Genomic DNA, 26,316 nt, shown 5'->3' on the forward strand with positions numbered 1-26,316 from the left:
ACGCTGGACCGTCGCCGTTTCATGGAGACGCTGACGGCGTTGGCCGGTTCCGCCGCGGCCGCTGCGGCGATTGCACCGATGCTGGCTGCAAACAGCGCCAAGGCGGAGATGATTTCCGGCACCGATGCGCGCATCAAGGGCGAGGACATTACCTATCCGGGCGGGAATGGTGAGATGAGAGGTTACCTCGTCAGGCCTGCCGATGCCTCCGGCAAGCTGCCTGCGGTGATTGTCATCCACGAAAACCGCGGTCTCAATCCGCATATTCGCGATGTCGCGCGCCGTATGGCGCTGGAGGGTTTTGTCGCCCTCGCGCCCGATTTCCTTTCTCCCGACGGAGGAACCCCTAGCGACGAGGACAAGGCCCGTGAGATGATCGGTGCGCTTGATGCCGGGGCCACCAACGAAGACGCGGTAGCAACGGTCACCTTCCTGAAGGGCCACGAAGGAAGCACCGGCAATGTCGGGGCCATCGGATTCTGCTGGGGCGGCGGGCTCGTGAACCGCCTGGCCGTAAACTCTCCCGACCTCAAGGCCGCGGTCGCCTATTATGGTGCTCAACCGAAGGCCGAGGATGTTGCGAAGATCAAGGCGGCAATGCTGCTGCATTATGCCGGGCTCGACGAGCGTATCAATGCCGGCATCGAAGACTATCGCAAGGCGCTGACCGCCAACGGCAAGGACTTCACAATCTATGTCTATGACGGCGTCAACCACGCCTTCAACAATGACACCTCAGCTGCCCGCTACGACAAGGCCGCGGCCGATCTTGCCTGGGGGCGGACCGTCGAATTTCTGAAGGCGAAGCTTGCTTGAGAGGCTGGCGCGGGATTGCAGATCAGCGCCGAGTGCTCCATCTAAATCCCGCTTCCCGCTCGAGAGGGTCGGTCATTCGAGAAAGCCACGCGTCCGAAAGGAGGCGTGGCTTTCTCGTAGTCCACCCTAGAGCAATTCCAGGAAAAGTGTGTGACGATTTCTACTACCAGCCCGGCAGCATATGGCTCTGCCTGAGGCGCGGATAACGCGGGTAGCCCTTCAAATCGCCGTCGAGGTCGTCGTTGACCGTGATCGGCGTGATGTTGTCGAGACAGGCCGTGATGTGGTTGGTGATCGCGTTCGAGAGCGATGGCGAAAGGCCGGGACGCTTCATGATGCCGATCTGCACCGGCGCCAGCGCCGGGAAGCCATCGGCCAGCGTTAGCACCTTCATGCCGGGTCTCAGCGCCGATTCCGGCAGCACCGAAACCGCCATGCCGGCGAGCACGGCGGCGGCCACGACGGTCGACGACCAACTCGTGAACAGGATCTGATATTCCTTGCCCGTCGCGTCGAGCGCCGCGCAAGCGGCCTGCCGCCACTGACAGTCGCGCCGGCCGACAGCAAGCGGGATCGGCGCGTTCTCCGGCAGCGGATGGTTGATCGAGCTCACCCAGCAAAGCGGCTCCGTCCGCACCACGTCCGAGGCCCGCGCCCTTGGATTGTGGGTGACGAGCGCGATGTCGAGATCGCCCTTTGCCATTTTCTCGGCAAGGTCGACCGAGGGCTCGCAGACGATATAGAGCTCGACGTTCGGGTGGGTCTTGGCGAAACGGACGATGATCTCCGGCATGTAGCGATCGGCATAATCGTCCGGCGTGCCGATTCTGAGCGTGCCCTCGAGGCGGTTGTCGTCGAAGGAAGCAATCGCCTCGTTGTTGAGGCGGATCATCCGGCGAGCGAAATTCAGGAGCCGGTCGCCTTCGACGGTCAGCCGGTTGCCGCGTCCATCCTTCATGAAAAGTGCCTTGCCGATGCGCTCTTCCAGGCGCCGCATCTGCATCGAGACAGCCGACTGGGTCTTGAACACGCGGTCGGCAGCCTTGGTGAAGCTGCCCGTGTCCGCGATGGCAACGAAGGTTTGCAATTGGTCAATATCGAGCGGTGCTGACATGGCCGTAATACCCATAAGATTGTTTGATGAATATCATTAAAAACATTCGTTGGACTGATCAATAAGCATTTGCCACTAATGGCGTGCAAATCACATCAAGTCCTGTCCGCGAAATCTCTCGCTGACCCGAAAAATTACCGCCTGCCCCTGCGTATGACCTCCCCGCAGGGTGTGGGCTTCTTCGTGCCTGAAAAAGGAGTACCGCGATGCGCACGACCCAACACGCCTTCGATCTCGATCTCGTTGCGGGAAAGCAGTCGCTTGCATCCCGCGCCGCAGGCGCGACCGGCGTGCTGACGGCTGTCTGGCGCCTGTTCCGTAACCGCTGCCAGATCGCACGTCTGCAAGATCTTGATGACCGGCAGTTGCTCGACATGGGATTGAAACGCGAAGACCTGCACGAGGCTTTGACCTCCTCGTTCTTCGACAATCCCGGGAGCTACCTGACCCGCGCGTCCCGAAACCGGGCAAACCTCTTTTACCGAGGGGTGCGCCACGATTAATCCCCTACAGCGCTGCGCGTCTAATCAGACGCGCGAAATACGCTGTAGGACTTTGAATTGCTGCATGTTTTATCCTTAAATTAAGGAAACATGCAGCGGCGCATCCCGCCGCCTTGGATGCGCCATACGGCATGATCCGCGACCGGTTGCCGCCTTCGCGGATCATGCCGTCGAAATCCGGTTCACGGTGCGCCAACCCGCATCGACACGTTCCCCGCAGGGTATGAGCCAATAGACCCTGCCGCTTGCCCGGTGCATGACCAAGACATGCACCGGGCTTTTTTATGCACAGGTCTGCAAGGTGCCGTCGAAGGCAAGACGTTTGAAAGCGGGACGCTTCAAAGCAATTCCAGGAAAAGTGCATCGCGGTTTTCTGCTGGAATTGCGCGGTCTTTGAAGCAATTCCAGGAAAAGTGCATCGCGGTTTTCCGTCTGGAATTGCGCGGTTTTAAAGCTGTTCTCGATGAAACGATGAAATGATCTAGGCCTTGTCGCCCGAACCTTTCTTGTAGCTCTCGAACAGGGCGTCGATGTTCTTCTGGTATTCCTTCTGCATTTCGAGCCCGCTGTCGAACATCGTGTTCATCATTTCGGAAAATTGCCTGAAGGCCGGGTTCTCTGCGGGCGCTTTTTCGGGTGCGCTCGCACCTCGCTGCATCATCTCCTGAAACGCCTTAAAGAACGGATTGTCGGCGAAGATGTCCGCCGTTTTCGGCTTCTCTTCCGTTTTTGCCATGCCGAAGAACCCCTGCATTGCCTGAACGAAGGGATTATCGAATGCGGTTGGGGTTGGGTCGGGCTTCTTGGCCAGCCCTGTCGCCTCCATCCATTGCTGCATCATCGCCATCATGGGATTGTTGGCAAAGGGATCGCTGGCAGTGCCCGTCGTTTGCTTGAACAGGCCGCCCATCAGCGTGCTCGCCATCACCGGCAGCATCTGCTTGTAGATCTCCTGACCGATGCCGGTCATCTGTGCGGCTTGCGCGGCGATCGCGCGCGACATTTCCTTGGAGCCGAATAGCTGGCCAAGGACACCGTTGCCATCGGCCATGCCTTGTGGCGTGAAGGCCTGGCTCATGTCCTCGAAATACTTGGCGTAGTTGCCGGTCGAAAGTGCACCCATCAGCGCACCGAGATCATAGGGATTGGCCGTGTTGCGCTTGAAGGCCGTCGAGAAAGCGGGCAGAAGCGCCGCCGTTGCCTTCGCCATCTGTTCCTGGGCAAGACCGAATTGCTTCGCCATCAACTCGATGGCCTTGCCGTTCTGCGCCTGGGCGAACATGTCAAAAAGCGGTGCCATCCCTTTATCCTTCCCGGACGAACGACGCATGTCGCTGCACTATAACGGGAATCGGTGGGCTGCAAACCGCTTTTTAGACCGCGTGCTGCTTGTGAACGTCTCGGCGCGCTCAGTACTGATATTCTGCGAAGACCGGCTCGACGGAACCGTTCCAGCGGCCGTTGTAAAGCGCCAGCAGGTCCTCGGCGAGCGTTGCCTTCTTCGCCAGCACTTCGTCGAGCGGCGCCAGGAACTGGCTCTCGTCTATTCCATCGCCGTTCAGTCGGTTGCGCCGCTTCAGGCCAGCGCGTGAGATCGTCAGGACCTCACGGGCGATGTCGAAGAGGGATGTCGTGCCGAGCTTCGCGGAAAGCGCCTGGGCGGGTACGGCATCGCGCAGCGCCTGCACGTCCTCGTAACTCCATCCGCGCGTCAACGCCTCGGCCGCATCGAGCGCCTCGTCATCGTAGAGCAGGCCGACCCAGAAGGCCGGTAGCGCGCAGATCCGGCGCCAAGGGCCGCCATCGGCGCCGCGCATTTCGAGGAAGCGTTTCAGCCGGACATCGGGGAAGAGCGTCGACAGGTGATTGGTCCAGTCGCCCATATTGGGCTGCCATTCGCCGATCTCGCCCTTGAGCGCCCCGGCCATGAATTGCCGGAACGTCACATGGGTACAGTCGTGGTAGTGCCCATCGCGCACGACGAAATACATCGGTACGTCGAGCGCCCATTCGACATAGTCGGCAAAGCCGAAATTCGGCCTGAAGGCAGCGGGCAGCTGGCCGGCGCGCTGATTATCCGTGTCGCGCCAGATGTCGCCCCGCCAGGAGAGAAGGCCGTTCGGCTTGCCGTCGGTAAAGGGAGAGCTTGCGAAAAGGGCGGTCGCGAGCGGCTGCAGTTTCATCGACACCTGCATCTTGCGCCGCATATCCTCCTCGGAGGAGAAGTCGAGATTCACCTGGATGGTGCAGGTGCGATACATCATGTCGAGGCCCTTGGTGCCGACCTTCGGCATGTAACGCGTCATGATGCCGTATCGCGATTTCGGCATGCGCGGCGTCTCGGCGAACGTCCATTTCGGGCTGCCGCCGATGCCGAGGAAACGAATGCCGAGCGGTTCGGCAATTTCCCGAAGAACGGCCAGGTGCTGGTTGGATTCCTTGCAGGTCTGATGCAGATTTTCAAGCGGGGCGCCGGATAGCTCGAACTGCCCGCCCGGCTCCAGCGAAATCGCGCCATTGCCGGAATGTTCGGCGAGCCCGATGATGTTGCCCTCGTCGAGGATCGGTTCCCAGCCGCTTTTCTCGGCCATCCCGTTCAGAAGCGCCTGAATGCTGGCTTCGCCGAAATAGGGCACCGGGCTGTTGTCCGCCTTAAAGAAGGCGAATTTCTCATGCTCCGTCCCGATCCGAAACTTCTCCTTCGGCTTCGAACCGGACTCCAGGTAGGCGGTCAGGTCAGCGACAGAGGTAACCGGCGTCTGGTCGGTGGTATCTCGGGCCATATGCGTCTTCTTTGTTTGAGCGGCGTCCGCCGGGCAGCAGGAGCGATGGTGGGTGCTTGAACCGTAATTAGGTGCGGCGCAAGTGAATTTCTTTCAAGATCGCCTCAAAAAAACTCCGTGCCTGCACGATTCCTTAAACCGGAGCCGGCTCAAGGGCAAATCATGCGGCAATTCAAAGTGCTACAGCGTCCTTTGCGCGTCTGACAAGACGCGCAAAGGACGCTGTAGAAGCGCGTGAGAAGGCGACGGATCACCGCCAGTCGCCGACTGCCGCCTGGATGACTGCCATCGCCGCGACCGCCGCCGTATCCGCGCGCAGGATCCGCGGTCCGAGCGGGATCGCAGTCACGAAGTCGAGGCTGCGCAAAAGCGTGCGCTCGGCTTCGGAAAAGCCGCCTTCGGGGCCGATCAGCAGTGCGAGCTTACGTTCGGCAATTGCTTGCAGGATCGGCAGCGGATTCTGGCTCTCGTTGCCTTCGTCGCAGAAGATGATACGGCGATCCCGCGGCCAGGTCTGAAGAAGATCTTCGAGTTTCCTCGGGGTGTCGACAGGCGGAATGCCGAGCACGCCGCATTGTTCGGCCGCTTCGATCACATTCGCACGCACCCGGTCGAGGCTGCCGAGCTTGCCTTGAACATGCTGCGTCATCACCGGCTGCAGTCGTCCAGCCCCCATTTCGACCGCCTTCTGGACCAGATAATCGAGGCGGCCGACTTTGAGCGGCGCGAAGAGATAGACGAGGTCGCAAGGAGCGGGCTGCGGACGCGTCTGTTCGATCGCGGTGAGAAGGAGGCGTTTTCTGGACGGCAGCGAGAGTTCCGCCCGCCACTCGCCGTCCTCGCCGTTGAACACCAGTACGGACGCGCCCTCGTCGAGACGCAAGACGTTGACGAGGTAGTTGTACTGTTCCTTGCTGGCCTCGTGCGTCGCACCGGCATCAAGCGGGCTTTCCAAGAACAGGCGCTGCATACGGAAATTGGCACGCAATTCGGTCACCTTCACAGAAACAGGCTGGCGAGGATGAGATAGACGAAAGCCGAGAGCAGCGCCGATGCCGGAAGCGTGATCACCCAGGCGGCAACGATCGTCAGGAAATGGGAGCGGCGCACGAGCCTGCGGCGGCGCACTTCCGCGAAATTCGCCTCGGCCTTCTCCATGAAATCGATGTGGCCGGTCTTGTGGCGGACATATTCGCGGCGCCGCACGGAGTGGCGTGTGTACCACTCGCGGAAGAAGCCGACCCCAAAGACTGCGCCGACCGCCGTGTGGGTAGAGCTGATCGGCAACCCGACGGCTGAGGCGAGCAGCACGGTGACCGCCGTCGCCAGCGCAACGCAGAAGGCGCGCATCGGGTTGAGGCGGGTGATCTCCTCGCCGACGACACGGATCAGGAGCGGTCCGTAGAGCAGCAAACCCATCGAAATACCGAGCGCACCGATGAGCAGCACCCAGAAAGGCGCCTCCGACTGCGCCGTCGAGATCACGCCGTCAACGGCGGAGACGATCGCTGACAAGGGCCCGATTGCGTTCGACACGTCATTGGCGCCGTGCGCAAAGGAGAGCAGGGCGGCGGAGAAAATCAGCGGAAGACGGAACAGCTTGCGAAGGGACTGATTGCGGTTGTCCAGCCCCTCCGATTGGCGATGGATCCACGGTTTGCACAGCACGTAGCAGCCGATACCGGCAACCACGCCGATCAAAAGGCCGGTCGTAAGCGAAATGAGGGCCAGGTGGACTAGACCGAAAACCGCCACATAGGCGGTGAAGGAACCGGCGGTAACACCGAGCACGACCGGCATCCAGCGCCGTGCCGCGGCGATCTTGTCACCTCGATAGATGACGAATTCCTTGAGGAACGCCAGGAAGAGGGCGGCGATGGCGCCACCGAGAAGGGGCGAAACAGTCCAGCTCGCGGTAATGCCGGCAAGCGCCCACCATTTCACGCTGCCGAGACCCGCCGCCGCCAGGCCGGCGCCAATGATGCCGCCAATGATGGAATGCGTGGTCGATACCGGCGCGCGCGAATAGGTGGCGATGTTGATCCAGATCGCCGAGGACAGCAGTGCCGCCATCATCACCCACACTAGCGCGTCGGCGCTGACCAGCTGCGCGCCGTCGACGATACCAGCCTCAATGGTGAGTGTGACCTTGCGTCCAGCGATCAACGCGCCCGCGATTTCGAAGACGGCCGCAATCCCCAGTGCCGTAGCCATCGTCATGGCTTTCGCGCCGACCGCCGCGCCGACGTTGTTCGTCACGTCGTTGGCACCGATGTTCATCGCCATGTAGGCAGCGACCGCCGCGGCTGTGACGACGACGGTCGTGCCGGCCGCACCGGTGAAATAGTATGCCGCAAAGCCCATGCTGAGCATCAGGAAGAGCAGCGCCAAGCCGGGGGCAGACAGCTTGCGCATCACGTGATGCGAGGCTTCCTCGGCAAGGCTGAGCTTGTCGAGGTCCTTGTCCAGGGTCAGCTTTTCCAGGCGCGGCTTGGCCACGGATAGGTCTCCATTGTCATCATCGCCAGTAGCGGTACGGGCGAGCGCGTTCAAGCGGAATTGAGGGGAGAACGGCCGCAATGGCCGATGGACGACTTCTCAAGTATGGCTGATGCCGTCCGCCGACGTCCGCGTCAGCCGTTTGCGCTCTTCGGAGCGGATGCGGGCGCCGCCGCCATCCGTTCGCCGAACGCCAGGATAAGGCTTTTCAGCGAGGGTTCGGCAACACGGCTTGCCGCCTCCTTGAAGTCGACCCATTCAAGGCGTCGCGTGCCCTTTTCAGGGAAGTTCTTGCAGAAGTCATCGACTTCGAGCGCATGGACCTGGACCTTGCAGGAGATCTTCAGGCCGTGGTTCATGCGCTTCTGGTAGACATAAGCGCCGACTGCGGTCTTCTGCGCCTTGCCTTTTACCCCGGCTTCTTCATAAGCCTCGCGTTCCGCGACCTCATGGGCCCGCTTGCCTTGCATCGGCCAGCCCTTGGGAATGACCCAGCGGCCGGTATCGCGGCTGGTGATCAGGAGGATCTCCAGCGCACCCGTCTTCTTGCGGATCCGGTAACATAGCGCGGCATATTGCATGCGCGCGGGGCGACGCAGCATCAGATGCACATCAGCGGCCAACCGGTTCAAGAAGTTCAAGGGGTTCAATACTCCTTACGCGAATCAAAAGGCATTAGCAGTTCTGCAAGTATGACTCGCCCAGCTTGCCTGTAAATGACGTTCTACAGCCCATAAACGGCGAGATGACGGTGAGGTTCCGACGGGGGCATCGCTCATTGCGACTATACATAACGCAGAGGCCCCGATCCTGTTCCGACCCCGGCTAAAGCGCTTCTGTGAAATTATGATGACAAGCCCTAAGATCCGGCACGGTCCCGCTGCTGAAGCCGCAGCCGCGCGATGCGCGCCCATTCGCCGGTGCGCTCTGCTGCGTATGCCGCGGCGGCGACGAAGTCGATATGGCTTTGCGCCGCCTTCTTGGCGGCCTCCGGGTCACGGGCGATGATGGCGGCGTAGATAGCCTCATGTTGCGCGAGCAGCCGGTCGCGCGCGCCCGGAGCGCCGAACACCGAGGTGCGGTGAAAGAATATCCCTTGGGTCAGAAGCCGGTAGCAGGCGCGCAGCGTATGCAGTAGGATCATATTGTGCGCACTCTCGCCGATCGCGTTGTGCAGCTCAATGTCGGCCGCGAGCTCTTCGTCGAAGTCGCCGTTGCGGTGGGCGGCCCGCATCCGCTCGATGACGCGTGTGAGAATGTCGCGGTCGAAATCGGTGGCGCGGCTTGCCGCAAGCTCCGCCGTCAGGCCCTCGAGCTCCCGCCGGTATTCGAGGTAGTCCTGCGTCGCCTTGTGGTGGCGCCCGATAAGCTCGATCAACGGTTTTGAGAAGATCTGGCCGACCACGTCGGCGACAAATGTGCCGCCGCCATGCCGGCTTTCCAAAAGTCCGCGCGCCTCCAGTTCCTTGAGGGCTTCGCGCAGGATCGGTCTCGACACGTCGAAACGCTTCGACAGGTCCCGCTCGCCCGGCAACCGGTCGCCGTCACGCAACACGCCTTCGAGGATCAAAAGCTCGATCTGCTGCACGACCTCGTCCGCCGTGCGGCTGTGGCTGATGCGTGCATAGAGGTCGAGCTGATCTTCAGTCACGGCAATGTCTCCTGCTGGTGGAAGACCCTTCACGCCCTATCCTCCATGCCGGCTGCAATCTAGCAGGCCCGGAAAAGTGGTCAAATTGATTGTCCACTTTGTGGTCGTCGCGACTGACAAAAGTTAAACTGCGTCAATGCGTCCTGTTCATTTTGCTCGACTCGTTGATAAGAAAGTGGTGATGAACGCGTGAGGGGGATGAAGCGCTTCATGGCAAAGGGCAGTTTCGCATTTCCTTCCGCGCCGCTGCGGGCGCAGGTTCTCGGTGAGGTTCATTCGCGGCCCTATGCGCTGGTGACGACGCCTCGGGTCATTTTTCAGCTTGCCTTCATGACCGAAGGCGGCTCGATCGTCGACCACGCAGTATTGTCCGAGCTGTCGCGCTCGCGCGGTATCGCGCCGCCCGGCCGCGACGCCAACCACCATGCAATGGCTTGGGGACAGGGCACGCTACGCTGGGAACGGCATACGGAGTTCTCCACCTATTTCTGGGACGCCCCGGCGCCAGACCATTTTGGCGGCGAGGTACCGATCCACCCGTTCGGTGATGGGTTTTCGCCGCCGGGAACGCTGATTTCCGGCATTCGTCTCGAAATCCGGCCGGATACGCCGGAGACGCGTGAGGCGATCAAGGCCTTCGACCCGACCAGCCTCTGCTACAGCGAAACCAAGAACGGCCAGGCCGTACTCGTCACGGATTTTCGCCAGAACGGCGACGGGCTGACCCAGATCCTCGTGATCGACTGCGGCCTGACGGAAGCGGGCACGGGCGCGCTGGTGCAGCGCCTGCTCGATATCGAGACCTACCGCACGCTCGCCATGCTCGGCCTTCCGCTTGCCCAATCGCTGTCGCCGGAAATCCGTCGGACGGAGGACGGCCTGACCGGAATTACCCAGCGGATGAAGGAAAACGTCCGCGAAGAGGCCGATGAGATGCTCTCCGAAATCACCCGGCTTGCCGCCGACGTCGAGGCCGCCGCCGCCCTCAGCCTCTATCGTTTCGGCGCCAGCCGCGCCTATTACGGCATCGTGCAGGAGCGCATCCGCACGCTGTCCGAGACGGCTGTGCCCGGCTACGAGACGATCGGCACGTTCCTCGAACGCAGGCTGGCGCCGGCGATGCGAACCTGTCAGTCGATCGAGGAGCGTCAGGCGAACCTCTCGCGTAAGCTCGCGCGCGCCACGGCGCTTCTGAGAAGCTGGGTCGATGTGGAGCTCGAAAAGCAGAACAGCGCCCTGCTGAATTCAATGGATCGTCGGGCCAAGTTGCAGTTGCGCCTCCAGCAGACCGTCGAAGGCCTGTCGGTTGCTGCCATTTCCTACTACGTCGTCGGGCTGTTCGGCTATCTCGCCAAGGCCGTAAGCCACGAGCTGCCGGTCGATCCCAACCTTCTGACCGGCCTTGCGGTTCCCTTTGCCGTCACAGGCGTCTGGCTCATCGTCCGGCGCATCCGTCGCCACCATGAAGAAGGCGCGCAGAAATAGCGTTCGGGTCGCCGCGCGGCTATTGCTCCCAGTAGGGCACCGGTCCGTACAGCGCGGCCAGGTAATCGATAAAAAGACGGACCTTGGCGGGCAGGAATTGGCGGCTTGGATAGACGGCCGAGAGCGTCAGGTTGCGCGAGCCTTCCCACTGCGGCAGCACCTGGACCAACTGTCCGGCGCGCAATTCCTTGCCGATGTCCCAAGTGGAGCGCAGCGCGATGCCGGCGCCGGCGATCACCGCCTCGCGGATGATCTCCGACGAATTGGTGACGAGTGGCCCCTCCGGGCGATAGGTCAGACTGCCGCCGGGACCCTCCAGCTTCCAGTTGTCGTTATTGTGGGCCGGTAGGCAGACATGGTTCGCGAGATCACCGATTTCACTCGGGAGGCCGTGGCGCGCGACATAGCTCGGGGCAGCGCACAGGAGGCGGCGGACAGGCGCAAGCTTGCGCGCGACGAGGCTCGAATCGGTCAGTTCGCCGATCCGGACGGCGAGATCGAAGCCATCAGCGACGATATCGGCGAAATCATCGCTGAGAACGATGTGGAGTTTCAGGTCCGGATGATCCTTCATGAAGCCGGTCAGGTGCGGTGCGATGTGCATGCGTCCGAAGGACGTTGGAGCGCTGATCCGCAGCGTGCCCTGCGCCTGCGACGAGCGGCCGGAGGCGTAGGCTTCCGCATCCTCGATACCGGCGAGGATGCCGAGGACGCGGTCGTAAAAACCCTGTCCCGCCTCCGTCAGCGAAATTTGCCGCGTGGTGCGCTGGAGAAGCCGCGTGCCGAGCCTGTCCTCCAGCCGCTTGACGCGCTTGGAGATTACTGCCGGAGACAGGCTGAGCAGGCGTCCCGCGGCCGACATGCTGCCGGATGAGACAACCCGCGCAAAGATCTCGAGATCGCCGAGATTTGTCATTAATCTTGACCATTATTGCCGAAAACGAAAAGATCCCTAGCATCCGCCGGGTGCCGATCCTAGTGCATGTTTCCTTAAGTCGTCGCCGATTTAAGGGTAAAACCATGCAGCACTTCAAAGTGCTGCCATCCCGTCAGCGTCTGACAAGACGCGCGGCGCAGTAGCGCATTCGGCTTTCACAAAGCGAACAAGATGCTCTAGATTCGCATTGCTTTACACGTGCATTTGAACGCGCGGTGCGCTAGTGGTAAACAAAAAATACCACTTGGTGGGCCGCATTGCTTGGGAGGATCCTATGCCGGAGATGATCGGGTTTCTGAAACCGAAACAAGCCGTTCTGGATCGCCGGCAAGAAATTGTTGCCGATCTCAAGGATCTCCTGCCCAAGGGCTGCCTGATCAGCGAGGAGCGCGAGCTGAAGCCATTCGAGACCGATGCATTTCTCGCCTATCGGCGGTTGCCGCTTGCCGTCGCTCTGCCGGAAACAACGGAACAGGTGGCCGCCGTGCTCAAATATTGCAGCCGCTACGGTGTTCCGGTCGTGCCGCGCGGCGCCGGCACATCGCTCTCGGGCGGCGCCATCCCGCAGGAGGATGCCGTCGTCATCGGTCTTTCGAAAATGTCGCGCATTCTCGACATCGACCTCTTTAACAGGACGGCCACCGTTCAGGCGGGCGTCACGAACCTCAATATCTCCGAGGCGGTCTCCGCCGACGGTTTCTTCTATGCGCCCGATCCGAGCTCTCAGCTCGCCTGCACCATTGGCGGCAATATCGGCATGAACTCCGGCGGCGCCCATTGCCTGAAATACGGAGTCACAACCAATAACCTTTTGGGCGTGAAGCTGGTGCTTTTCGACGGCACGGTGATTGAGCTCGGCGGCAAGGCGCTGGACGCGGCCGGATACGACCTGCTTGGGCTCGTCTGCGGCTCGGAGGGCCAGCTCGGCATCGTCACGGAAGCAACGGTGCGTTTGATCGCCAAGCCGGAAGGTGCGCGTCCGGTGCTCTTCGGCTTCGCCTCGTCCGAGGCGGCCGGTGCCTGCGTTGCCGATGTCATCGGAGCGGGCATCATTCCCGTTGCCATGGAATTCATGGACAAGCCGGCGATCGAGATCTGCGAAGCCTTTGCGCTTGCCGGTTATCCGCTCGACGTCGAGGCACTTCTGATCGTCGAGGTCGAGGGATCCGAGGCCGAGATGGACGCGATGCTTCAACGCATCATCGAGGTCGCCCGCCGCCATGGCGTCACCACGATACGGGAGTGCCAATCCGCATTGGAGGCGGCACTGATCTGGAAGGGCCGGAAATCGGCTTTCGGCGCGACGGGCCGCATTGCGGACTATATCTGCATGGATGGCACCGTGCCGCTCAGCCAGCTTTCGCATGTGTTGCGCAAGACCGGCGAGATTGTCGCTGGCTATGGCCTCCGCGTGGCGAACGTCTTCCATGCCGGTGACGGCAACATGCATCCGCTGATCCTCTACAACATCAACGATCCGGAGGATGCGGCGAGAGCCGAAGCGGCCGGCAACGACATCCTCAAGCTCTGCGTCGATGTCGGCGGCTGCCTGACGGGCGAACATGGCGTTGGCATAGAAAAGCGCGATCTGATGTTGCACCAGTACAGCCGGAACGATCTCGATCAGCAGATGGCCACGCGCGCAGCCTTCGATCCCGAGTGGATCCTCAATCCATCGAAGGTCTTTCCGCTCGAAGGGCGTCCGGCAGCATGATCGTCCACTTCGAACCGGCCAGCGAGGAGGGGATCGCCTCCGTCGTGCGCTCCGCTGCGGCAGAGCGCGTCACTCTGGCAATCGTCGGCGGTGGCACACGTGCGGGGCTCGGCAATCCGGTGCGGACCGACCGGACGCTCTCGACGCGCCGCCTCTCCGGCATCGTCAGCTATAATCCGGCGGAAATGACCATGAGCGCGCTCGCCGGAACGCCGCTTGCCGAGGTCGAAGCCGCGCTTCGAGCCAAAGGCCAGATGCTTTCCTTCGAGCCGATGGATCATAGGCCGATATTCGCCACGTCGGGCGAACCGACGATCGGCGGAGTATTCGCCGCGAATGTTTCCGGCCCGCGTCGCTACGTCGCCGGTGCCGCGCGCGACAACCTGCTCGGCGTGCGCTTCGTCAATGGCGCCGGTGACCTGATCAAGGCCGGTGGGCGGGTCATGAAGAACGTCACCGGGCTCGACCTCGTCAAGCTCATGGCGGGCTCCTACGGCACGCTCGGGATCCTGACGGAAGTCACCTTCAAGGTGCTGCCCATTCCGCCGGCGGCGGCGACCGTGGTCGTTTCGGGCCTCAATGACGCCGAGGCTGCTGCGGCCATGGCCGAGACGATGGCGCAGCCGGTGGAGGCTTCCGGCGCAGCGCATCTGCCCGAGAGCGTGCGCGGACGCTTCCTGGATGGCGCACTTCCCGACGGCGCCGCAACCGTGCTCAGGCTGGAAGGCCTGGCGGATTCCGTCGACCTGCGTGTGGAGAAGCTCACTGCGGCGCTTTCCCGCTTCGGGTCGGTCTCTCGCCTCGACGCCGAGGCAACGCGTCTATTGTGGGCGGAAATTCGCGACGTGAAACCCTACGCCGACGGTACGAGGCGGCCACTATGGCGGGTGTCTGTCGCGCCGTCCGCAGGGCACCAGCTCGTCGCTGCACTGCGCCTTCAAACGGGCGTCGATGCTTTTTACGACTGGCAGGGCGGGCTCGTCTGGCTGCGGATGGAGGCGGATGCCGAGGCGGAACTCGTGCGTCGCTATGTGGGCGCGCTCGGCGGCGGCCACGCAGGCCTCGTGAGGGCTGGCGACGACGTACGGGCCCGCGTTCCCGCCTTCGAGCCGCAGGCACCGGCCGTTGTTCAGCTGACGGAGCGCATCCGCGCTCGGTTTGATCCGGCGCGGATTTTCAATCCGGGCCGGATGGCAGCAAACGTGTAGGCACCATCGCGACCCGTTCGAACATGCCAAAGGGAGAATTCGATGAGCGATACCGGTCCCCGGACGCCGCTTTCCCGCCAGACCGATCGCTGGCTGGAACCGGGCAGGGTCAATATTCAGATCATCTACGTGCTCTACCTGGTCGCATTTGTCATCGGCATCACCGCGCTCATCGGGATCGTGCTCGCCTATCTCAACCGCGACAAGGCGGAGCCATGGGCGCGGACCCACTACACCTGGGCGATCCGCACCTTCTGGATCGCCTTGCTTTTCTGCATCGTCTCGGCCCTGCTCACCGTTATGGTCATTGGTATTCTGGGCTTTGTCGCCACGGCGGTGTGGATCGTCGTCAGATGCGTAATCGGCCTGCAGAGGGCGGCCCGGGAGGAGCCGATCACCAATCCGGAGAGCTGGCTGGTCTAGCTGGATCCCCGGGGCGAAATGAGGCGGGCGCTGAGGTCTTTCGCCCGCATTCCGCCCTAAGTTAGAGGAATGATTCGACGGTACCGGATCCGCCCCATCCAAAATCGTCGCATCTGAAGCCTTGCAAAGCCTACCAAATGGAGTACTCGGTTGCAGACCAATTTCTCGCCCGCGCAACTCGCTGATCCGCATGTCGCCGAATCCGAAAAGATCCTGCGCAAATGCGTGCACTGTGGTTTCTGCACCGCCACCTGTCCGACCTATGTCGTCCTCGGTGACGAACTCGACAGTCCCCGCGGACGGATCTACCTGATCAAGGACATGCTCGAAAACGGGCGGGCGGCGGATCGGGAAACCGTTACGCACATCGACCGCTGTCTTTCCTGTCTTTCCTGTCTCACGACTTGTCCGTCGGGTGTCGACTACATGCATTTGGTCGACCATGCCCGCATCCATATCGAGAAGACGTACAAACGGCCGTTGAAGGATCGCTTCGCCCGCGCCGTTCTCGCCGCAGTGCTACCCTATCCCAAGCGATTTCGCCTTGCCCTGCGCGCGGCCCGCATAACCCGCCCCTTGGCAGGGACGGTGAAGCGGATCCCATGGCTGAGGACCTTTGGCGTCATGCTCGACCTTGCTCCGAATGCGGTGCCGCCGCCCTCTGCAGGCACCAGGCCAGCCACTTACGCGACGAAGGGCGAGCGCCGTGGCCGGGTCGCGATCCTGACCGGCTGCGCGCAGCCGGTCTTGAAGCCTGAGATCAACGAAGCGGCGATCCGGCTGCTGACCGGGCAGGGGATCGAGGTTGTCGTCTCCGCCGGCGAGGGTTGCTGCGGCGCCTTGGTCCATCACATGGGACGTGAGGAGCAAGCGCTCGAGGCCGCGCGCCGCAACGTCGATATCTGGCTGAAGGCAGCCGACGAAGACGGCCTCGACGCGATCATCGTGACCGCCTCGGGCTGTGGCACCACGATCAAGGATTATGGCCATATGCTGCGGCTGGATCCGGGATATGCGGAAAAGGCCGCGAAAGTGTCGGCATTGGCAAAAGACATCACCGAGTACCTCGCTGGGCTCGAACTGCCGCAGCGTGAGGCGCGGGGGATGACGGTTGCCTACCATTCCGCCTGCTCGATGCAGCATGGCCAGAAGATCACGACAGTGCCGAAGGAGCTGTTGAAGCGAGCGGGTTTCACGGTTCGCGAGCCGGCGGAAGGCCATCTCTGTTGCGGTTCGGCTGGCACTTACAACATCCTGCAGTCGGAGATCTCGACGAAACTCAAGGCGCGGAAAGTCCGGAACATCGAGGCGACGAAACCGGACGTGATTGCGAGCGGCAACATCGGTTGCATCACGCAGATCGCGACCGGGACGGCGCTTCCGATCGTGCACACCGTCGAGCTGCTGGATTGGGCTTATGGCGGGCAGAAGCCGAAAGGTCTCTGAGATTAAAATGCAAATGCCGGCACAGATCTGTGCCGGCATTTGTCATGTCGCTGCCTGCTGCGTGTATCCTTAAGGCCTAGCTGACTTAGGGATAAAAACATGCGCCAATTCGAAGTGCTACAGCGCCGTCTACGCGTCTGGTAAGCGCGCGGCGCTGCAGATGGCTCAGCCGCCAAAGATCTGGCGGAAAATGTCCACGCCGCGGTCGGTGTAGTTGACGTCGCCGTGCCTGTTACCCGGGCCGATGACGATGACTTTCGTGCCGATGTCGGCGCGATCGTAGAGGTGCTCGACGTCCTCGTTCATCATCCGGATGCATCCCGAGGACATGTTCTGGCCGATCGTCCAGGGCTGGTTCGTTCCGTGGATGCGGAAGATCGTGTCACGGCCACCCTGGTAGAGATAAAGTGCGCGAGCACCGAGCGGATTGTCGATGCCGCCTTCCTGGGTGATCGGCAGGATGCGACCCTTCGCCCGTTCGCGCACGCGCATCTCCGCCGGCGGCGTCCAGGTTGGCCACTCGGCCTTGCGGCCGACCTTGACGACACCGGACCAGCCAAAGCCTTCGCGGCCAACGCCGATGCCGTAACGCGTCGCGCGGTTCGGGCCGTCGATGTAATAGAGATACTTGTTGTTCGTATCGACGATAATGGTGCCGGGGGCCTCATTCGTCCGGAAACGGACCTTGGTGCGCCAATATTTTTGCGGCGGTCGCTTCTGGTGGGTGACCAACAGAGCGTCGGTATGCTTGGCGGCGGCCTCCGGTGCATTCGCCGGCGTGAACGCCGATGCATTCGTCACGGCAAACAGCGCCGTGGCCGCGACGGCGAACGCCACCACCTTCTTGGCATGAAATTTCATTAACGATTCCCTCTCAACCCTAATCGCGTGCAGGTTTCACAAATTACCTGCAAGATTTCGCCTACGCCATATCCGATAGAGCATCGGCATCGGCGTAACTTGTATCTATCGGAACAGCTGTTGCGTTTGCACCACTGTTCCTACAGCGCCGCGCGTCTTATCAGACGCGCAAAGGACGCTGCAGCATTTTGAATGGCTGCTTGAATGGCTGCATGTTTTGATCCTTAAATCGGCTGCGATTTAAGGAAACATGCAGCAGGCAAACGCAACTTGTGCGCGGGTTATTCAGATAATATGCGCTTTTATATCACGATAACCTTGGTGCCCACGTTCACCCGCTCATAGAGATCGACGACATCCTCGTTGCGCATGCGGATGCAGCCAGATGAAACGCCATAGCCGATCGTCCAGGGCGCGTTGGTACCGTGGATGCGGTAGAGCGTCGAGCCGAGATACATGGCCCGGGCGCCGAGCGGGTTTGCGGGACCGCCCTCCATGCGGGCCGGCAGATAGTGGCCCTTCGCAGCTTCTCGCGCGATCATTTCCTGCGGCGGCGTCCAGTTCGGCCACTCCGCCTTCCGCGTAATCCGGTGCGCCCCGGCCCATTCGAAGCCCGGCTTGCCGACCCCGACGCCATAGCGACGGGCTTCACCTTTGCCGGTGACGAGATAGAGAAAGCGGTTGTTGGTGTCGATGACGATCGTGCCGGGCTTTTCCGGACCGCCATAGGCCACGGTTTGCGGTAGGAACTGCGGATCGAATTTCGTCTTTATCGGCTTTTGCGGGCGCACTGCCGCAACCGGTTGCACCAATGCCGGCGCCGACCGGCTGGTGACCCGACGTTGGTCGAATTGTTTTCGGGTGGCAGCCGGGATCTGTGGACGGTAAGCGACCGGACGCGCCTGCTGGCCGCCAGGCTGGGCCGCCCCAAGCTGCATCACCCAAGGGGCGGTCAAATCCGGGCTGACGATGACCGGCGGCCGGTTGTGGTACCGGTCGCGGGCTCCGGCCTCGCCGGCAACGACACACAGGAGGGATACGGCAAGAAAAAGGGATTTCTTCATCATGGGGCGGACTCGCTACACTGCGCCAAAAATCTTCAACGAATGGCTTCGAGGCCGGAAAAGCGACGTTTCACCGGCCTGACCTGCCTGCAATGGCCTGATCGTGGCACCCGCGTTGCCACCGAAAGGTAAACGGCTATTCATTAAAATGCCGGCGCGTGGATAAAGCTCTGGGTAGGGTTATCGGCCACTTTATGAAAGTGGTTTCAGAGTGGTAAACAGAACAAAAGAGCAACTGAGGCGAGAAGAGACAATGGCCGCGAAAGGCTTGATTACCGGAGATGATGGACTTGATCGTTGCGCCTGGCACGGCAATCTCGAAGACTATCGGCGCTATCATGACGAGGAGTGGGGTCGACCGGTTACGGATGATCATCGGCTGTTCGAGAAGATCTGCCTGGAAGGTTTTCAGTCGGGGCTGTCGTGGTTGACGATCTTGCGGAAGCGCGCGGCGTTTCGCGCGGCATTCGCCGGTTTCGATTTCAACCGGGTTGCCGAATTCGGAGAAGCTGATATCGAGCGCTGCCTTGCCGACACCGGTATCGTACGCCACCGCGGCAAGATCGTCTCGACCATCAACAACGCACGGCGGGCCAAGGAACTGCGCGCGGAGTTCGGGTCGCTTGCCTCCTATTTCTGGTCCCACGAGCCGGGTGAGACCGAGCGTCCGAAGGTTGTGAGCTACGAAGCCTTGATCGCCAATCCGACAACCGTGACGTCGACGCTGATTTCGAAGGACCTGAAGAAGCGCGGCTGGACCTTTGTCGGGCCGACGACGATCTATGCTTTCATGCAGGCCATGGGCCTCGTTAACGACCATATCGAAGGCTGCTATTGCCGCGCCGGAATCGAGGAGATGCGGCAACAATTCAAAAGGCCGGCGCGCCGGTCCACCTGAACCGAGGCGCCGGCCGGAGATCTGGTCCGCCCACTTTGAATTGCTGCATGTTTTTATCCTTAATCGGTTAGCCTTTTAGGAAACATGCAGTGCGGAAGAGATGGTCTGCTTCGTCAACCGCCGTTCTTGGCGAGCCATTCCTTCATCATCTTGATCTCGCCCTCCTGGGCTTTGATGATCTCTTCCGCCAGCTTGCGGATCTCTTGATCCTTGCCGTGTTCAAGCTCGATCTTGGCCATGTCGATCGCTCCCTGGTGGTGGGCGATCATGCCGCGCACGAAGTCGAGGTCGGTCTTGCCGGTGAAGGCGATGTCCATGTCTTTGTGCATCTTGGCGTTTGCCACGGCAAAGGCCTTGCTTGACGGCGATGTGTCGGCCGCCGGCTCTGCCGCTTCCATTGAGCCATGCATGTGCCCGTGGCCGCTTTCCTGTGCGAACGAGGGGGCGGTGGCAAGTGCTGCCGACATCAAGGCGGCGGCGATGGTTTTGAGGGACATGATATTTCCTTTCGAAATCTTATCCGACATTCGCGGGTGCTTGTCGCGATGCGCGGGATTGTCCGTTTCCGGGCGGAGGCACCGAAAAGCGGAGAGAATGTTCTTCGCGGGTTCGAATAACCGCGGCGTCCTAGATCAAAAGGAAGGGCTTGGGCGGCGGGACCGGAGGTCTCGCGTTCGCGTCGTCGGGTACTGCGTAGTGCCGCAATGCAAGGCGGGTGGACGGGGTCTCCGGCGGCATCACTTTGGACTGTGCGGGGCTGATTGCGAGGCACGCCGCGCAAAGCACGGGGTGCAGCGGCTTCACCGGAAGGTCACAGCGCTTCGTCGCCTCGCAACGCACGTCATGGCCTGAAGCGTGATGGCCTAAAGTGTGATGCTCCGTGACTGCCAGATGATGCCCGATGTCCGCGGCAGCGACATCCCGAGCCTGTGTCGCAGCCGACAGGGCGCCGACCAAAGGTGCGGATAGGAACAGCAGAACAAGGGCGAGGCGGCGCAGCATGCCTCTAAGATAGGTTAAGTTACTGCAAGTGGAAGAGGTGTCGGCGGCCGCTATCACGTCGCCTACGGTTCCGCGTGCCGGGGAAAGGCAAATATGCCCTCTAGCGTGCCGTCTCCAACTTCACCGGCAAGTGTCGAATTTCCGACGCAGCAGAGCGGCGAGGACTGTCCGGATCGACCACGCACGAGCGTGGAAAAGCAGAAGGAGGAGGGTGTCCCGGTCGCCTGTTCCAGAATGTTCAGAATTATCGATCTGTCGTCTCCGTCGTGGGCGCGCAACAGGTCTACGATGCCGCAGGGGTTCCGCGATGCGCCGAGAAGCGCGAGCGTTTGCGGCCCTAGAAGGAAGGTGCCGCTGGCAAGGTGGCAACGCCAGGGTTCGACGAGATAATCCTCTCGCTCCACGTCGCGCGTCCAGCCTTCATGCGCCAACAGATGAGCGGGCTCGATGGCCCCGTCACCGGGATTCACAAATTTCAGCATGTCGCCAAAATCTCCACTGAAACCCTTGCGTCGTTCACGGGCTCTTCTTCCGCGTCGACGTCCGTTCCGGCTTCCAAGCAGCATCGCCCCTACTGCAGCAATTCAAGGTACTACAGCGTCCTTCGCGTCTGATAAGACGCGCGGCGCTGTAGAGGCGCTGCCGCCGGTGTGCCGGATCGTTTCGGATTGCCGGACAAGCCGATCGATCAGTGCTTAACCTATAGGGGAATCTCGCTCCAAGTACAATCACAGCTTTGTTATTGAACCGGCCGTGCAATGCGGCAGAGCGCCGGAGAGCAGGGCACGCATTGAGAGGATCTCCCGTTTCCGGTATGCGCGCCCTTTATAGCCGCCGCCCTTGCCGCCCTTGACGTGATCCGGTAGGGAATGCACCGACCGATTTTGACAGTCCGGAATACTTTCCATGAACGAAAAGCAGAAGAAACCGCAGAAGCTCAAGGCGCGCCTGCCGCGCGGCTTTGTCGATCGTTCGGCGGCCGATATCCGCGCCGTCAACGAGATGATCGCCAAGATCCAGGAGGTTTACGAGCGCTACGGTTTCGATCCGGTGGAAACGCCGTTGTTCGAATATACCGACGCGTTGGGAAAATTCCTTCCCGACAGCGATCGGCCGAACGAGGGCGTCTTCTCGCTGACGGATGACGACGACCAGTGGATGAGCCTGCGCTATGACCTGACCGCGCCGCTCGCGCGGCACGTGGCGGAGAATTTCAACGAGATCCAGCTCCCCTACCGGACCTATCGAGCCGGCTACGTCTTCCGCAACGAGAAGCCGGGCCCGGGCCGTTTCCGCCAGTTCATGCAGTTCGACGCCGACACGGTTGGTGCGGCGGGCGTACAGGCCGATGCCGAGATGTGCATGATGATGGCCGACACCATGGAAGCGCTCGGCATCGCGCGCGGCGACTATGTGATCCGCGTCAACAATCGCAAGGTTCTCGACGGTGTGCTCGAGGCGATCGGCCTCGGTGGTGGTGAGCACGCGAATGCTCGCCTGACGGTACTGCGTGCGATCGACAAGCTCGACAAGTTCGGTCCGGAAGGCGTGCGACTTTTGCTGGGCGAAGGTCGCAAGGATGAAAGCGGCGACTTCACCAAGGGCGCTGGCCTGAATGACGGGCAGATCCGCAAGATCCTGTTTTTTGTCGGCATCACCGACTATGCCAAGAGCGCCGCGGAGCTCGCCGAGCTCGTGGCCGGAACCACCAAGGGTGGGGAGGGCGTGGAGGAACTCAATACGATCCGCAGCCTCGTGCTCAGCGCGGGCTATGAAGCGGACCGCATCAAAATCGACCCTTCGGTCGTGCGCGGCCTCGAATACTACACTGGTCCCGTCTTCGAGGCCGAGTTGCAGTTTGCGGTTACGAACGAGAAGGGCGAGAAGGTCGTCTTCGGCTCCGTCGGCGGTGGCGGCCGCTATGATGGCCTTGTCTCGCGCTTCATGGGGCAGCCGGTGCCGGCAACCGGCTTCTCGATTGGCGTGTCGCGGCTGATGACGGCGCTGAAAAACCTTGGCAAACTCGGGACCGAGGACGTGATCGCGCCGGTGGTCGTCTGCGTCATGGACCGTGATATCGAAAGCATGGGCCGCTACCAGCGCTTCGTCCAGGAACTGCGCCATTCCGGCATCCGGGCCGAGATGTACCAGGGAAACAAGAAGAATTTCGGCGACCAGCTCAAATATGCCGACCGCCGCGGTTCCCCGCTGGCAATCATCCAGGGTGGCGACGAACGCGCCTCTGGCGTCGTGCAGATCAAGGACCTGATCGAAGGCAAGCGGCTCTCGGGCGAAATCCAGGATAATGTTACCTGGCGCGAGGCGCGCGTCGCCCAGATTTCGGTGCCGGAAAGCGATCTGGTAGAGAAGGTGCGGGAGATGCTGGCGGCACAGGCTGAGGACCGAACGAAGGCGAACTGACGGCGATGCCTCTGATCAACCTGCCCGCCTTTGCTGGCGACCTGCTTGCCGATTTCGAGCGGATGGAGACCCTGCGTGTCGATACGCCGGTGATCCAGCCGGCCGAGCCCTTTCTCGATATGGCAGGCGAAGATTTGCGGCGCCGCATTTTCCTGACGCAGAGCGAGACGGGCGAGAGCCTTTGCCTTCGTCCTGAATTCACGATTCCGGTTTGCCTTCGTCATATCGAAACGGCGACCGGCACACCGCAACGCTATGCTTACCTCGGCGAAGTATTTCGCCAGCGGCGCGAGGGGTCGAGCGAGTTCTATCAGGCCGGCATCGAGGATCTTGGCGAGCGAGACACAGCGCGGGCGGACGCGAGAGCCGTCGGCGACGCGATGCAGGTTCTTGCCAACAGATTGCCGGGACGGCGGCTGAAGGTGACGCTGGGCGATCAATCGGTGTTCGAAGCGGTGATTGCCGCCTGCGGGCTGCCTGCCGGCTGGCAGAAGCGGCTGATCCATGCCTTCGGCGAGCCGAAACAACTGCAGAAGCTTCTGGCTGAACTCGCCGATCCGAAGTCCGCGGGCGTCTTCGGCCATGAGGTAGAGCGGCTTGCAATCATGGGCATGCTGGAGGACGAGGACCGGCTCGTTGCCCTTATCGGCCAGACTATGGAGGCAACCGGCTATTCCACCAATGCCAGCCGGTCGCCGCGCGACATCGCCCGTCGCCTCAAGGAAAAGATGGGATTGGCGAACACACGGCTGGACAAGGCCACGCTCGCCGTCATGCGCGAATTCCTGACGCTGGACCTGCCTCTTGCCGATGCGCCGGCTGCGCTCTTCCGCTTCGCCGCGAAGTCCGGGCTGAAGATCGAAGCCGCATTGTCGCTGTTCGACGCGCGCGTTGCCGCGCTTTCCCGGGCGGGAGCCGACATCGGTCTCATCCGCTATCGCGCCGCCTTCGGTCGTCCGCTCGACTATTATACCGGCCTCGTCTTCGAGATAGAGGTCGAAGGGGAGGCGGCCGTTCTTGCCGGTGGCGGGCGCTTCGACCGGCTGCTGACGCTTCTCGGCGCGCGCGAACATATTCCGGCGGTCGGCTTCTCCCTCTGGCTTGATCGGATCGAGCAGGCGGTTGCCGCAGGGGGCGCGAAATGACGATCACCATTGCACTGCCTTCAAAGGGGCGGATGAAGGACGATGCCTCGGCGATCTTCGAGCGAGCCGGAATGAAGATCGTCGCCGTCGGCAACGACCGCTCCTACCGCGGCCGCGTCGAAGGCTGGGACGACGTCGAGATCGCCTTTCTCTCGGCCTCGGAAATCTCCCGCGAGATCGGCAGCGGCGCTGTCGACTTCGGCGTCACTGGCGAAGACCTCGTTCGCGAGGGCCTTGCCGATGCCGATGCGCGCGTGGAATTCTGCGCCCGGCTTGGCTTCGGCCATGCCGATGTCGTCGTGGCCGTGCCGGAGGTCTGGTATGACGTCGATACCATGGCGGACCTCGGCGATGTCGCAGCCGATTTCCGTGCCCGTCATGGCCGCAGGCTGGCGATCGCCACCAAATACTGGCGCTTGACCCAGCAGTTTTTCTCCGGAAGCCATGGCATCCAGCTCTATCGCATCGTCGAAAGCCTGGGTGCGACCGAAGGCGCGCCGGCTTCCGGTTCTGCCGACATCATCGTCGACATCACCTCGACCGGCTCGACGCTGAAGGCGAACCACCTGAAGATCCTTTCGGACGGAGTGATCCTGCGGTCGGAAGCCTGTCTCGTCAGGGCGCGGAAGGCTGACCATCAGGACAATCCTGTCGTCGACCGGATCATGGCAGCCGTCCGCGCGGCGCTCTGATATGTTGCCGAAGGGCGGGACGGAGAAATACGCTCCGGCGTAAATTTTGCCTCGGGTGCTGACAAATGGAACTGTGACGACCTATGTAGGGGCGGCACAACCCACCTTCGCCCTTCCCACCTCGAGGCATCCTTATGGCTGATCTTTCCTCTTTCCCGATCACGACCCGCTGGCCGGCAACCAACCCGGATATCATCCAGCTCTATTCGCTGCCGACCCCGAACGGCGTGAAGATTTCCATTGCCCTGGAAGAACTGGGCCTGCCCTACGAGCCGCATCGCATTGCGTTCGATGCCAACGAACAGAAGTCGCCCGAATTCCTGTCGCTCAACCCGAACGGCCGCATCCCGGCGATCATCGACCCGAATGGCCCCGGCGGAAAGCCGATCGGTCTCTTCGAATCCGGCGCGATCCTGGTTTATCTGGCAGAGAAGACGGGAAAGCTTATCCCGGCGGATGCCGCCGGCCGCTACGAGACACTTTGCTGGGTGATGTTCCAGATGGGCGGCGTCGGGCCGATGCTCGGCCAGTTCGGGCATTTCTTCAAGTTCGCGGCCGAGAAGGTTGCCAACAACTCCTATCCGGTGGAGCGCTACCGCGATGAATCGAAGCGCCTCCTCGGCGTTCTCGAGACACGGCTGAAAGGCCGGCAATGGCTGATGGGTGACGAATACACGATCGCCGATATTGCCACTTACCCGTGGGTCGAGGGTGCGCGCAGGTTCTATGGCGGCGCGGAAGTGCTCGAATACGAGAGCTTCCCGAATGTCATGGCTTGGGTCGACCGCGGCCTTGCGCGGCCTGCCGCACAGAAGGGGATGGAAATCCCGCGCAAGCCCTGATCCCGTCGCGGGCGCGCCGTTCCGCCCGAGTTGACGAAGCTCGGGCAGAGAGGGTACGGCTTGCTAAAACAGTGGCCTACAGCAACGCGCATCTCTTGAGACGCGCAAAGGTCGCTGTAGCACTTTGAATCACTGCATGATTTATCCTCAAATCGATTCCGATCTGAGGAATCAAGCGGTAGAGACGGGGAAGCAGGTGTCGGGAAGACTTGTTGTTGTTGGCGGCGGTCAGGCCGCGTTCGCCTTGGTTGCCAAACTTCGCGCGTTGAAGGATGAGCGGCCGGTGACGATCGTTGCTTCGGAGGCAAGCCTTCCCTACCAGCGGCCGCCCCTTTCCAAAAAATATCTGCTCCGAGAAATGAGTCTGGATCGGCTGCTCTATCGGCCGGAGGCCTGGTATTCGGAGCACGACATCGACATTCGCCTTTCGACGACCGTCACACGCATCGACCGCGGGCAAAAACAGGTCGCTTTAAGCGACGGATCGGTGCTCGGCTATGAGACGCTTGCCTTCGCGACCGGGGCGACGCCGCGTCGGCTGCCGGCCTCGGTCGGCGGTGATCTGGCCGGCGTCTACGTCGTACGGGATTTCCGGGACGCCGACCTGCTGGCCGAGGAGATGCGGCCCGGGCGCCGCGCGCTGGTGCTGGGCGGGGGCTATATCGGTCTTGAGGCCGCCGCGGTCGCCCGCACCTGCGGCATGGAAGTGACCGTCATTGAAATGGCGGACCGCATCCTGCAGCGCGTAGCCTCGGCGGCGACCTCCCAGGTCGCTCGAGAGATCCACCGCCCCCGTGGCGGCGATATACGCG

General features: G+C 61.7%; 26 protein-coding genes. 14 read left to right on the forward strand and 12 right to left on the reverse strand.

Going from position 1 to position 26,316, the window contains the following annotated elements:
* Positions 1-816 (forward strand): dienelactone hydrolase family protein (locus QN222_RS29360; protein WP_284005742.1); only part of this gene is annotated, 816 nt, incomplete at its 5' end.
* A gap of 163 nt (positions 817-979) precedes the next feature.
* Here QN222_RS29360 and QN222_RS29365 read toward each other — a convergent pair.
* Positions 980-1,930, reverse strand: coding sequence for a LysR substrate-binding domain-containing protein (locus QN222_RS29365; RefSeq protein WP_180940268.1), 951 nt, complete (start codon positions 1,928-1,930; stop codon positions 980-982).
* Positions 1,931-2,136: 206 nt separating this feature from the next.
* On the opposite strand from QN222_RS29365, the gene QN222_RS29370 reads away from it, so the two are divergent.
* The gene (locus QN222_RS29370; RefSeq protein ID WP_283964424.1) at positions 2,137-2,433 is read left to right on the forward strand and encodes a DUF1127 domain-containing protein; all 297 of its coding nucleotides are present in this window, start codon (positions 2,137-2,139) and stop codon (positions 2,431-2,433) included.
* Between the two features lie 267 nt (positions 2,434-2,700).
* The gene (locus QN222_RS29375) at positions 2,701-2,913 is read left to right on the forward strand and encodes a hypothetical protein (protein ID WP_283964425.1); all 213 of its coding nucleotides are present in this window, start codon (positions 2,701-2,703) and stop codon (positions 2,911-2,913) included.
* A gap of 1 nt (position 2,914) precedes the next feature.
* On the opposite strand, the gene QN222_RS29380 is transcribed toward QN222_RS29375, so the two are convergent.
* From QN222_RS29380 to QN222_RS29405, 6 genes are all read right to left on the reverse strand, one after another.
* Positions 2,915-3,733, reverse strand: a complete 819-nt coding sequence (locus tag QN222_RS29380) for a DUF937 domain-containing protein (RefSeq protein ID WP_283964426.1) — start codon at positions 3,731-3,733, stop codon at positions 2,915-2,917.
* A 109-nt stretch (positions 3,734-3,842) separates the two neighbouring features.
* Positions 3,843-5,216 (reverse strand): glutamate--cysteine ligase, encoded by a 1,374-nt coding sequence (locus QN222_RS29385; protein WP_283964427.1) that lies wholly within the window; start codon positions 5,214-5,216, stop codon positions 3,843-3,845.
* 250 nt (positions 5,217-5,466) lie between these two features.
* Positions 5,467-6,204, reverse strand: a complete 738-nt coding sequence (locus QN222_RS29390) for a 16S rRNA (uracil(1498)-N(3))-methyltransferase (RefSeq protein WP_283964428.1) — start codon at positions 6,202-6,204, stop codon at positions 5,467-5,469.
* Between the two features lie 11 nt (positions 6,205-6,215).
* Positions 6,216-7,715 (reverse strand): anion permease, encoded by a 1,500-nt coding sequence (locus QN222_RS29395; protein ID WP_283964429.1) that lies wholly within the window; start codon positions 7,713-7,715, stop codon positions 6,216-6,218.
* A 134-nt stretch (positions 7,716-7,849) separates the two neighbouring features.
* On the reverse strand, positions 7,850-8,356 hold the full coding sequence (locus QN222_RS29400) for an NUDIX hydrolase (RefSeq protein ID WP_283964430.1): 507 nt from the start codon (positions 8,354-8,356) through the stop codon (positions 7,850-7,852).
* Between the two features lie 218 nt (positions 8,357-8,574).
* Positions 8,575-9,366 carry a FadR/GntR family transcriptional regulator gene (locus QN222_RS29405; protein ID WP_283964431.1) on the reverse strand — a complete coding sequence of 264 codons (792 nt, stop codon included), beginning with the start codon at positions 9,364-9,366 and terminating at the stop codon, positions 8,575-8,577.
* Between the two features lie 210 nt (positions 9,367-9,576).
* Between QN222_RS29405 and QN222_RS29410 the strand changes: the two genes are divergently transcribed.
* Positions 9,577-10,851 carry a DUF3422 family protein gene (locus QN222_RS29410; RefSeq protein ID WP_283964432.1) on the forward strand — a complete coding sequence of 425 codons (1,275 nt, stop codon included), beginning with the start codon at positions 9,577-9,579 and terminating at the stop codon, positions 10,849-10,851.
* Between the two features lie 19 nt (positions 10,852-10,870).
* Here the strand turns inward: QN222_RS29410 and QN222_RS29415 are convergent, their stop codons facing one another.
* Entirely contained in the window at positions 10,871-11,767 is an 897-nt protein-coding gene (locus QN222_RS29415; RefSeq protein WP_283964433.1) for a LysR family transcriptional regulator, read from the reverse strand.
* 295 nt (positions 11,768-12,062) lie between these two features.
* On the opposite strand from QN222_RS29415, the gene QN222_RS29420 reads away from it, so the two are divergent.
* From QN222_RS29420 to glcF, 4 genes are all read left to right on the forward strand, one after another.
* Positions 12,063-13,502 (forward strand): FAD-linked oxidase C-terminal domain-containing protein, encoded by a 1,440-nt coding sequence (locus QN222_RS29420; RefSeq protein ID WP_283964434.1) that lies wholly within the window; start codon positions 12,063-12,065, stop codon positions 13,500-13,502.
* A complete protein-coding gene (gene glcE / locus QN222_RS29425; protein WP_283964435.1) occupies positions 13,499-14,710 on the forward strand; it encodes a glycolate oxidase subunit GlcE in 1,212 nt (403 codons plus the stop codon). Before QN222_RS29420 ends, glcE begins: the two co-directional genes overlap by 4 nt.
* Before the next feature lie 42 nt (positions 14,711-14,752).
* The gene (locus tag QN222_RS29430; RefSeq protein WP_283964436.1) at positions 14,753-15,133 is read left to right on the forward strand and encodes a hypothetical protein; all 381 of its coding nucleotides are present in this window, start codon (positions 14,753-14,755) and stop codon (positions 15,131-15,133) included.
* A 150-nt stretch (positions 15,134-15,283) separates the two neighbouring features.
* Positions 15,284-16,579, forward strand: coding sequence for a glycolate oxidase subunit GlcF (gene glcF, locus QN222_RS29435; protein ID WP_283964437.1), 1,296 nt, complete (start codon positions 15,284-15,286; stop codon positions 16,577-16,579).
* 165 nt (positions 16,580-16,744) lie between these two features.
* Here the strand turns inward: glcF and QN222_RS29440 are convergent, their stop codons facing one another.
* A complete protein-coding gene (locus QN222_RS29440) occupies positions 16,745-17,440 on the reverse strand; it encodes a L,D-transpeptidase (protein WP_283964438.1) in 696 nt (231 codons plus the stop codon).
* Positions 17,441-17,742: 302 nt separating this feature from the next.
* On the reverse strand, positions 17,743-18,507 hold the full coding sequence (locus QN222_RS29445; protein ID WP_283964439.1) for a L,D-transpeptidase: 765 nt from the start codon (positions 18,505-18,507) through the stop codon (positions 17,743-17,745).
* A 250-nt stretch (positions 18,508-18,757) separates the two neighbouring features.
* Between QN222_RS29445 and QN222_RS29450 the strand changes: the two genes are divergently transcribed.
* Positions 18,758-19,402 carry a DNA-3-methyladenine glycosylase I gene (locus QN222_RS29450; protein ID WP_283964440.1) on the forward strand — a complete coding sequence of 215 codons (645 nt, stop codon included), beginning with the start codon at positions 18,758-18,760 and terminating at the stop codon, positions 19,400-19,402.
* A 113-nt stretch (positions 19,403-19,515) separates the two neighbouring features.
* Here the strand turns inward: QN222_RS29450 and QN222_RS29455 are convergent, their stop codons facing one another.
* Both QN222_RS29455 and QN222_RS29460 read right to left on the reverse strand, forming a co-directional pair.
* A complete protein-coding gene (locus QN222_RS29455; RefSeq protein ID WP_283964441.1) occupies positions 19,516-19,899 on the reverse strand; it encodes a DUF305 domain-containing protein in 384 nt (127 codons plus the stop codon).
* A gap of 567 nt (positions 19,900-20,466) precedes the next feature.
* Positions 20,467-20,886, reverse strand: a complete 420-nt coding sequence (locus QN222_RS29460) for a hypothetical protein (RefSeq protein WP_283964442.1) — start codon at positions 20,884-20,886, stop codon at positions 20,467-20,469.
* A 424-nt stretch (positions 20,887-21,310) separates the two neighbouring features.
* On the opposite strand from QN222_RS29460, the gene hisS reads away from it, so the two are divergent.
* The 5 genes from hisS to QN222_RS29485 all read left to right on the forward strand — a co-directional run.
* Positions 21,311-22,825: a histidine--tRNA ligase gene (hisS, locus tag QN222_RS29465; protein WP_283964443.1), complete on the forward strand. Its 1,515-nt coding sequence runs from the start codon at positions 21,311-21,313 to the stop codon at positions 22,823-22,825.
* A gap of 5 nt (positions 22,826-22,830) precedes the next feature.
* The gene (locus QN222_RS29470; protein WP_283964444.1) at positions 22,831-23,970 is read left to right on the forward strand and encodes an ATP phosphoribosyltransferase regulatory subunit; all 1,140 of its coding nucleotides are present in this window, start codon (positions 22,831-22,833) and stop codon (positions 23,968-23,970) included.
* Positions 23,967-24,662 carry an ATP phosphoribosyltransferase gene (gene hisG, locus QN222_RS29475; protein WP_283964445.1) on the forward strand — a complete coding sequence of 232 codons (696 nt, stop codon included), beginning with the start codon at positions 23,967-23,969 and terminating at the stop codon, positions 24,660-24,662. Before QN222_RS29470 ends, hisG begins: the two co-directional genes overlap by 4 nt.
* Positions 24,663-24,796: 134 nt before the next feature.
* Positions 24,797-25,504, forward strand: a complete 708-nt coding sequence (locus QN222_RS29480; protein WP_283964446.1) for a glutathione binding-like protein — start codon at positions 24,797-24,799, stop codon at positions 25,502-25,504.
* Positions 25,505-25,700: 196 nt separating this feature from the next.
* Positions 25,701-26,316 (forward strand): FAD/NAD(P)-binding oxidoreductase (locus tag QN222_RS29485; RefSeq protein WP_284005745.1); only part of this gene is annotated, 616 nt, incomplete at its 3' end.

Origin of the sequence: Sinorhizobium sp. 6-70 (assembly GCF_030124375.1) — a bacterium.
GTDB lineage: Bacteria > Pseudomonadota > Alphaproteobacteria > Rhizobiales > Rhizobiaceae > Sinorhizobium.

Bases quoted from the DNA above. Each gene is read 5' to 3' on its own strand.
- QN222_RS29440 (WP_283964438.1), bottom strand. From the start codon at position 17,440: ATGAAATTTCATGCCAAGAAGGTGGTGGCGTTCGCCGTCGCGGCCACG.
- QN222_RS29410 (WP_283964432.1), top strand. From the start codon at position 9,577: ATGGCAAAGGGCAGTTTCGCATTTCCTTCCGCGCCGCTGCGGGCGCAG.
- hisG (WP_283964445.1), top strand. From the start codon at position 23,967: ATGACGATCACCATTGCACTGCCTTCAAAGGGGCGGATGAAGGACGAT.
- QN222_RS29430 (WP_283964436.1), top strand. From the start codon at position 14,753: ATGAGCGATACCGGTCCCCGGACGCCGCTTTCCCGCCAGACCGATCGC.
- QN222_RS29385 (WP_283964427.1), bottom strand. From the start codon at position 5,216: ATGGCCCGAGATACCACCGACCAGACGCCGGTTACCTCTGTCGCTGAC.
- QN222_RS29455 (WP_283964441.1), bottom strand. From the start codon at position 19,899: ATGTCCCTCAAAACCATCGCCGCCGCCTTGATGTCGGCAGCACTTGCC.
- QN222_RS29445 (WP_283964439.1), bottom strand. From the start codon at position 18,507: ATGATGAAGAAATCCCTTTTTCTTGCCGTATCCCTCCTGTGTGTCGTT.
- QN222_RS29370 (WP_283964424.1), top strand. From the start codon at position 2,137: ATGCGCACGACCCAACACGCCTTCGATCTCGATCTCGTTGCGGGAAAG.
- QN222_RS29420 (WP_283964434.1), top strand. From the start codon at position 12,063: ATGCCGGAGATGATCGGGTTTCTGAAACCGAAACAAGCCGTTCTGGAT.
- glcE (WP_283964435.1), top strand. From the start codon at position 13,499: ATGATCGTCCACTTCGAACCGGCCAGCGAGGAGGGGATCGCCTCCGTC.
- QN222_RS29380 (WP_283964426.1), bottom strand. From the start codon at position 3,733: ATGGCACCGCTTTTTGACATGTTCGCCCAGGCGCAGAACGGCAAGGCC.
- QN222_RS29470 (WP_283964444.1), top strand. From the start codon at position 22,831: ATGCCTCTGATCAACCTGCCCGCCTTTGCTGGCGACCTGCTTGCCGAT.
- QN222_RS29415 (WP_283964433.1), bottom strand. From the start codon at position 11,767: ATGACAAATCTCGGCGATCTCGAGATCTTTGCGCGGGTTGTCTCATCC.
- QN222_RS29365 (WP_180940268.1), bottom strand. From the start codon at position 1,930: ATGTCAGCACCGCTCGATATTGACCAATTGCAAACCTTCGTTGCCATC.
- QN222_RS29480 (WP_283964446.1), top strand. From the start codon at position 24,797: ATGGCTGATCTTTCCTCTTTCCCGATCACGACCCGCTGGCCGGCAACC.
- QN222_RS29375 (WP_283964425.1), top strand. From the start codon at position 2,701: ATGCACCGGGCTTTTTTATGCACAGGTCTGCAAGGTGCCGTCGAAGGC.
- hisS (WP_283964443.1), top strand. From the start codon at position 21,311: ATGAACGAAAAGCAGAAGAAACCGCAGAAGCTCAAGGCGCGCCTGCCG.
- QN222_RS29460 (WP_283964442.1), bottom strand. From the start codon at position 20,886: ATGCTGAAATTTGTGAATCCCGGTGACGGGGCCATCGAGCCCGCTCAT.
- QN222_RS29450 (WP_283964440.1), top strand. From the start codon at position 18,758: ATGGCCGCGAAAGGCTTGATTACCGGAGATGATGGACTTGATCGTTGC.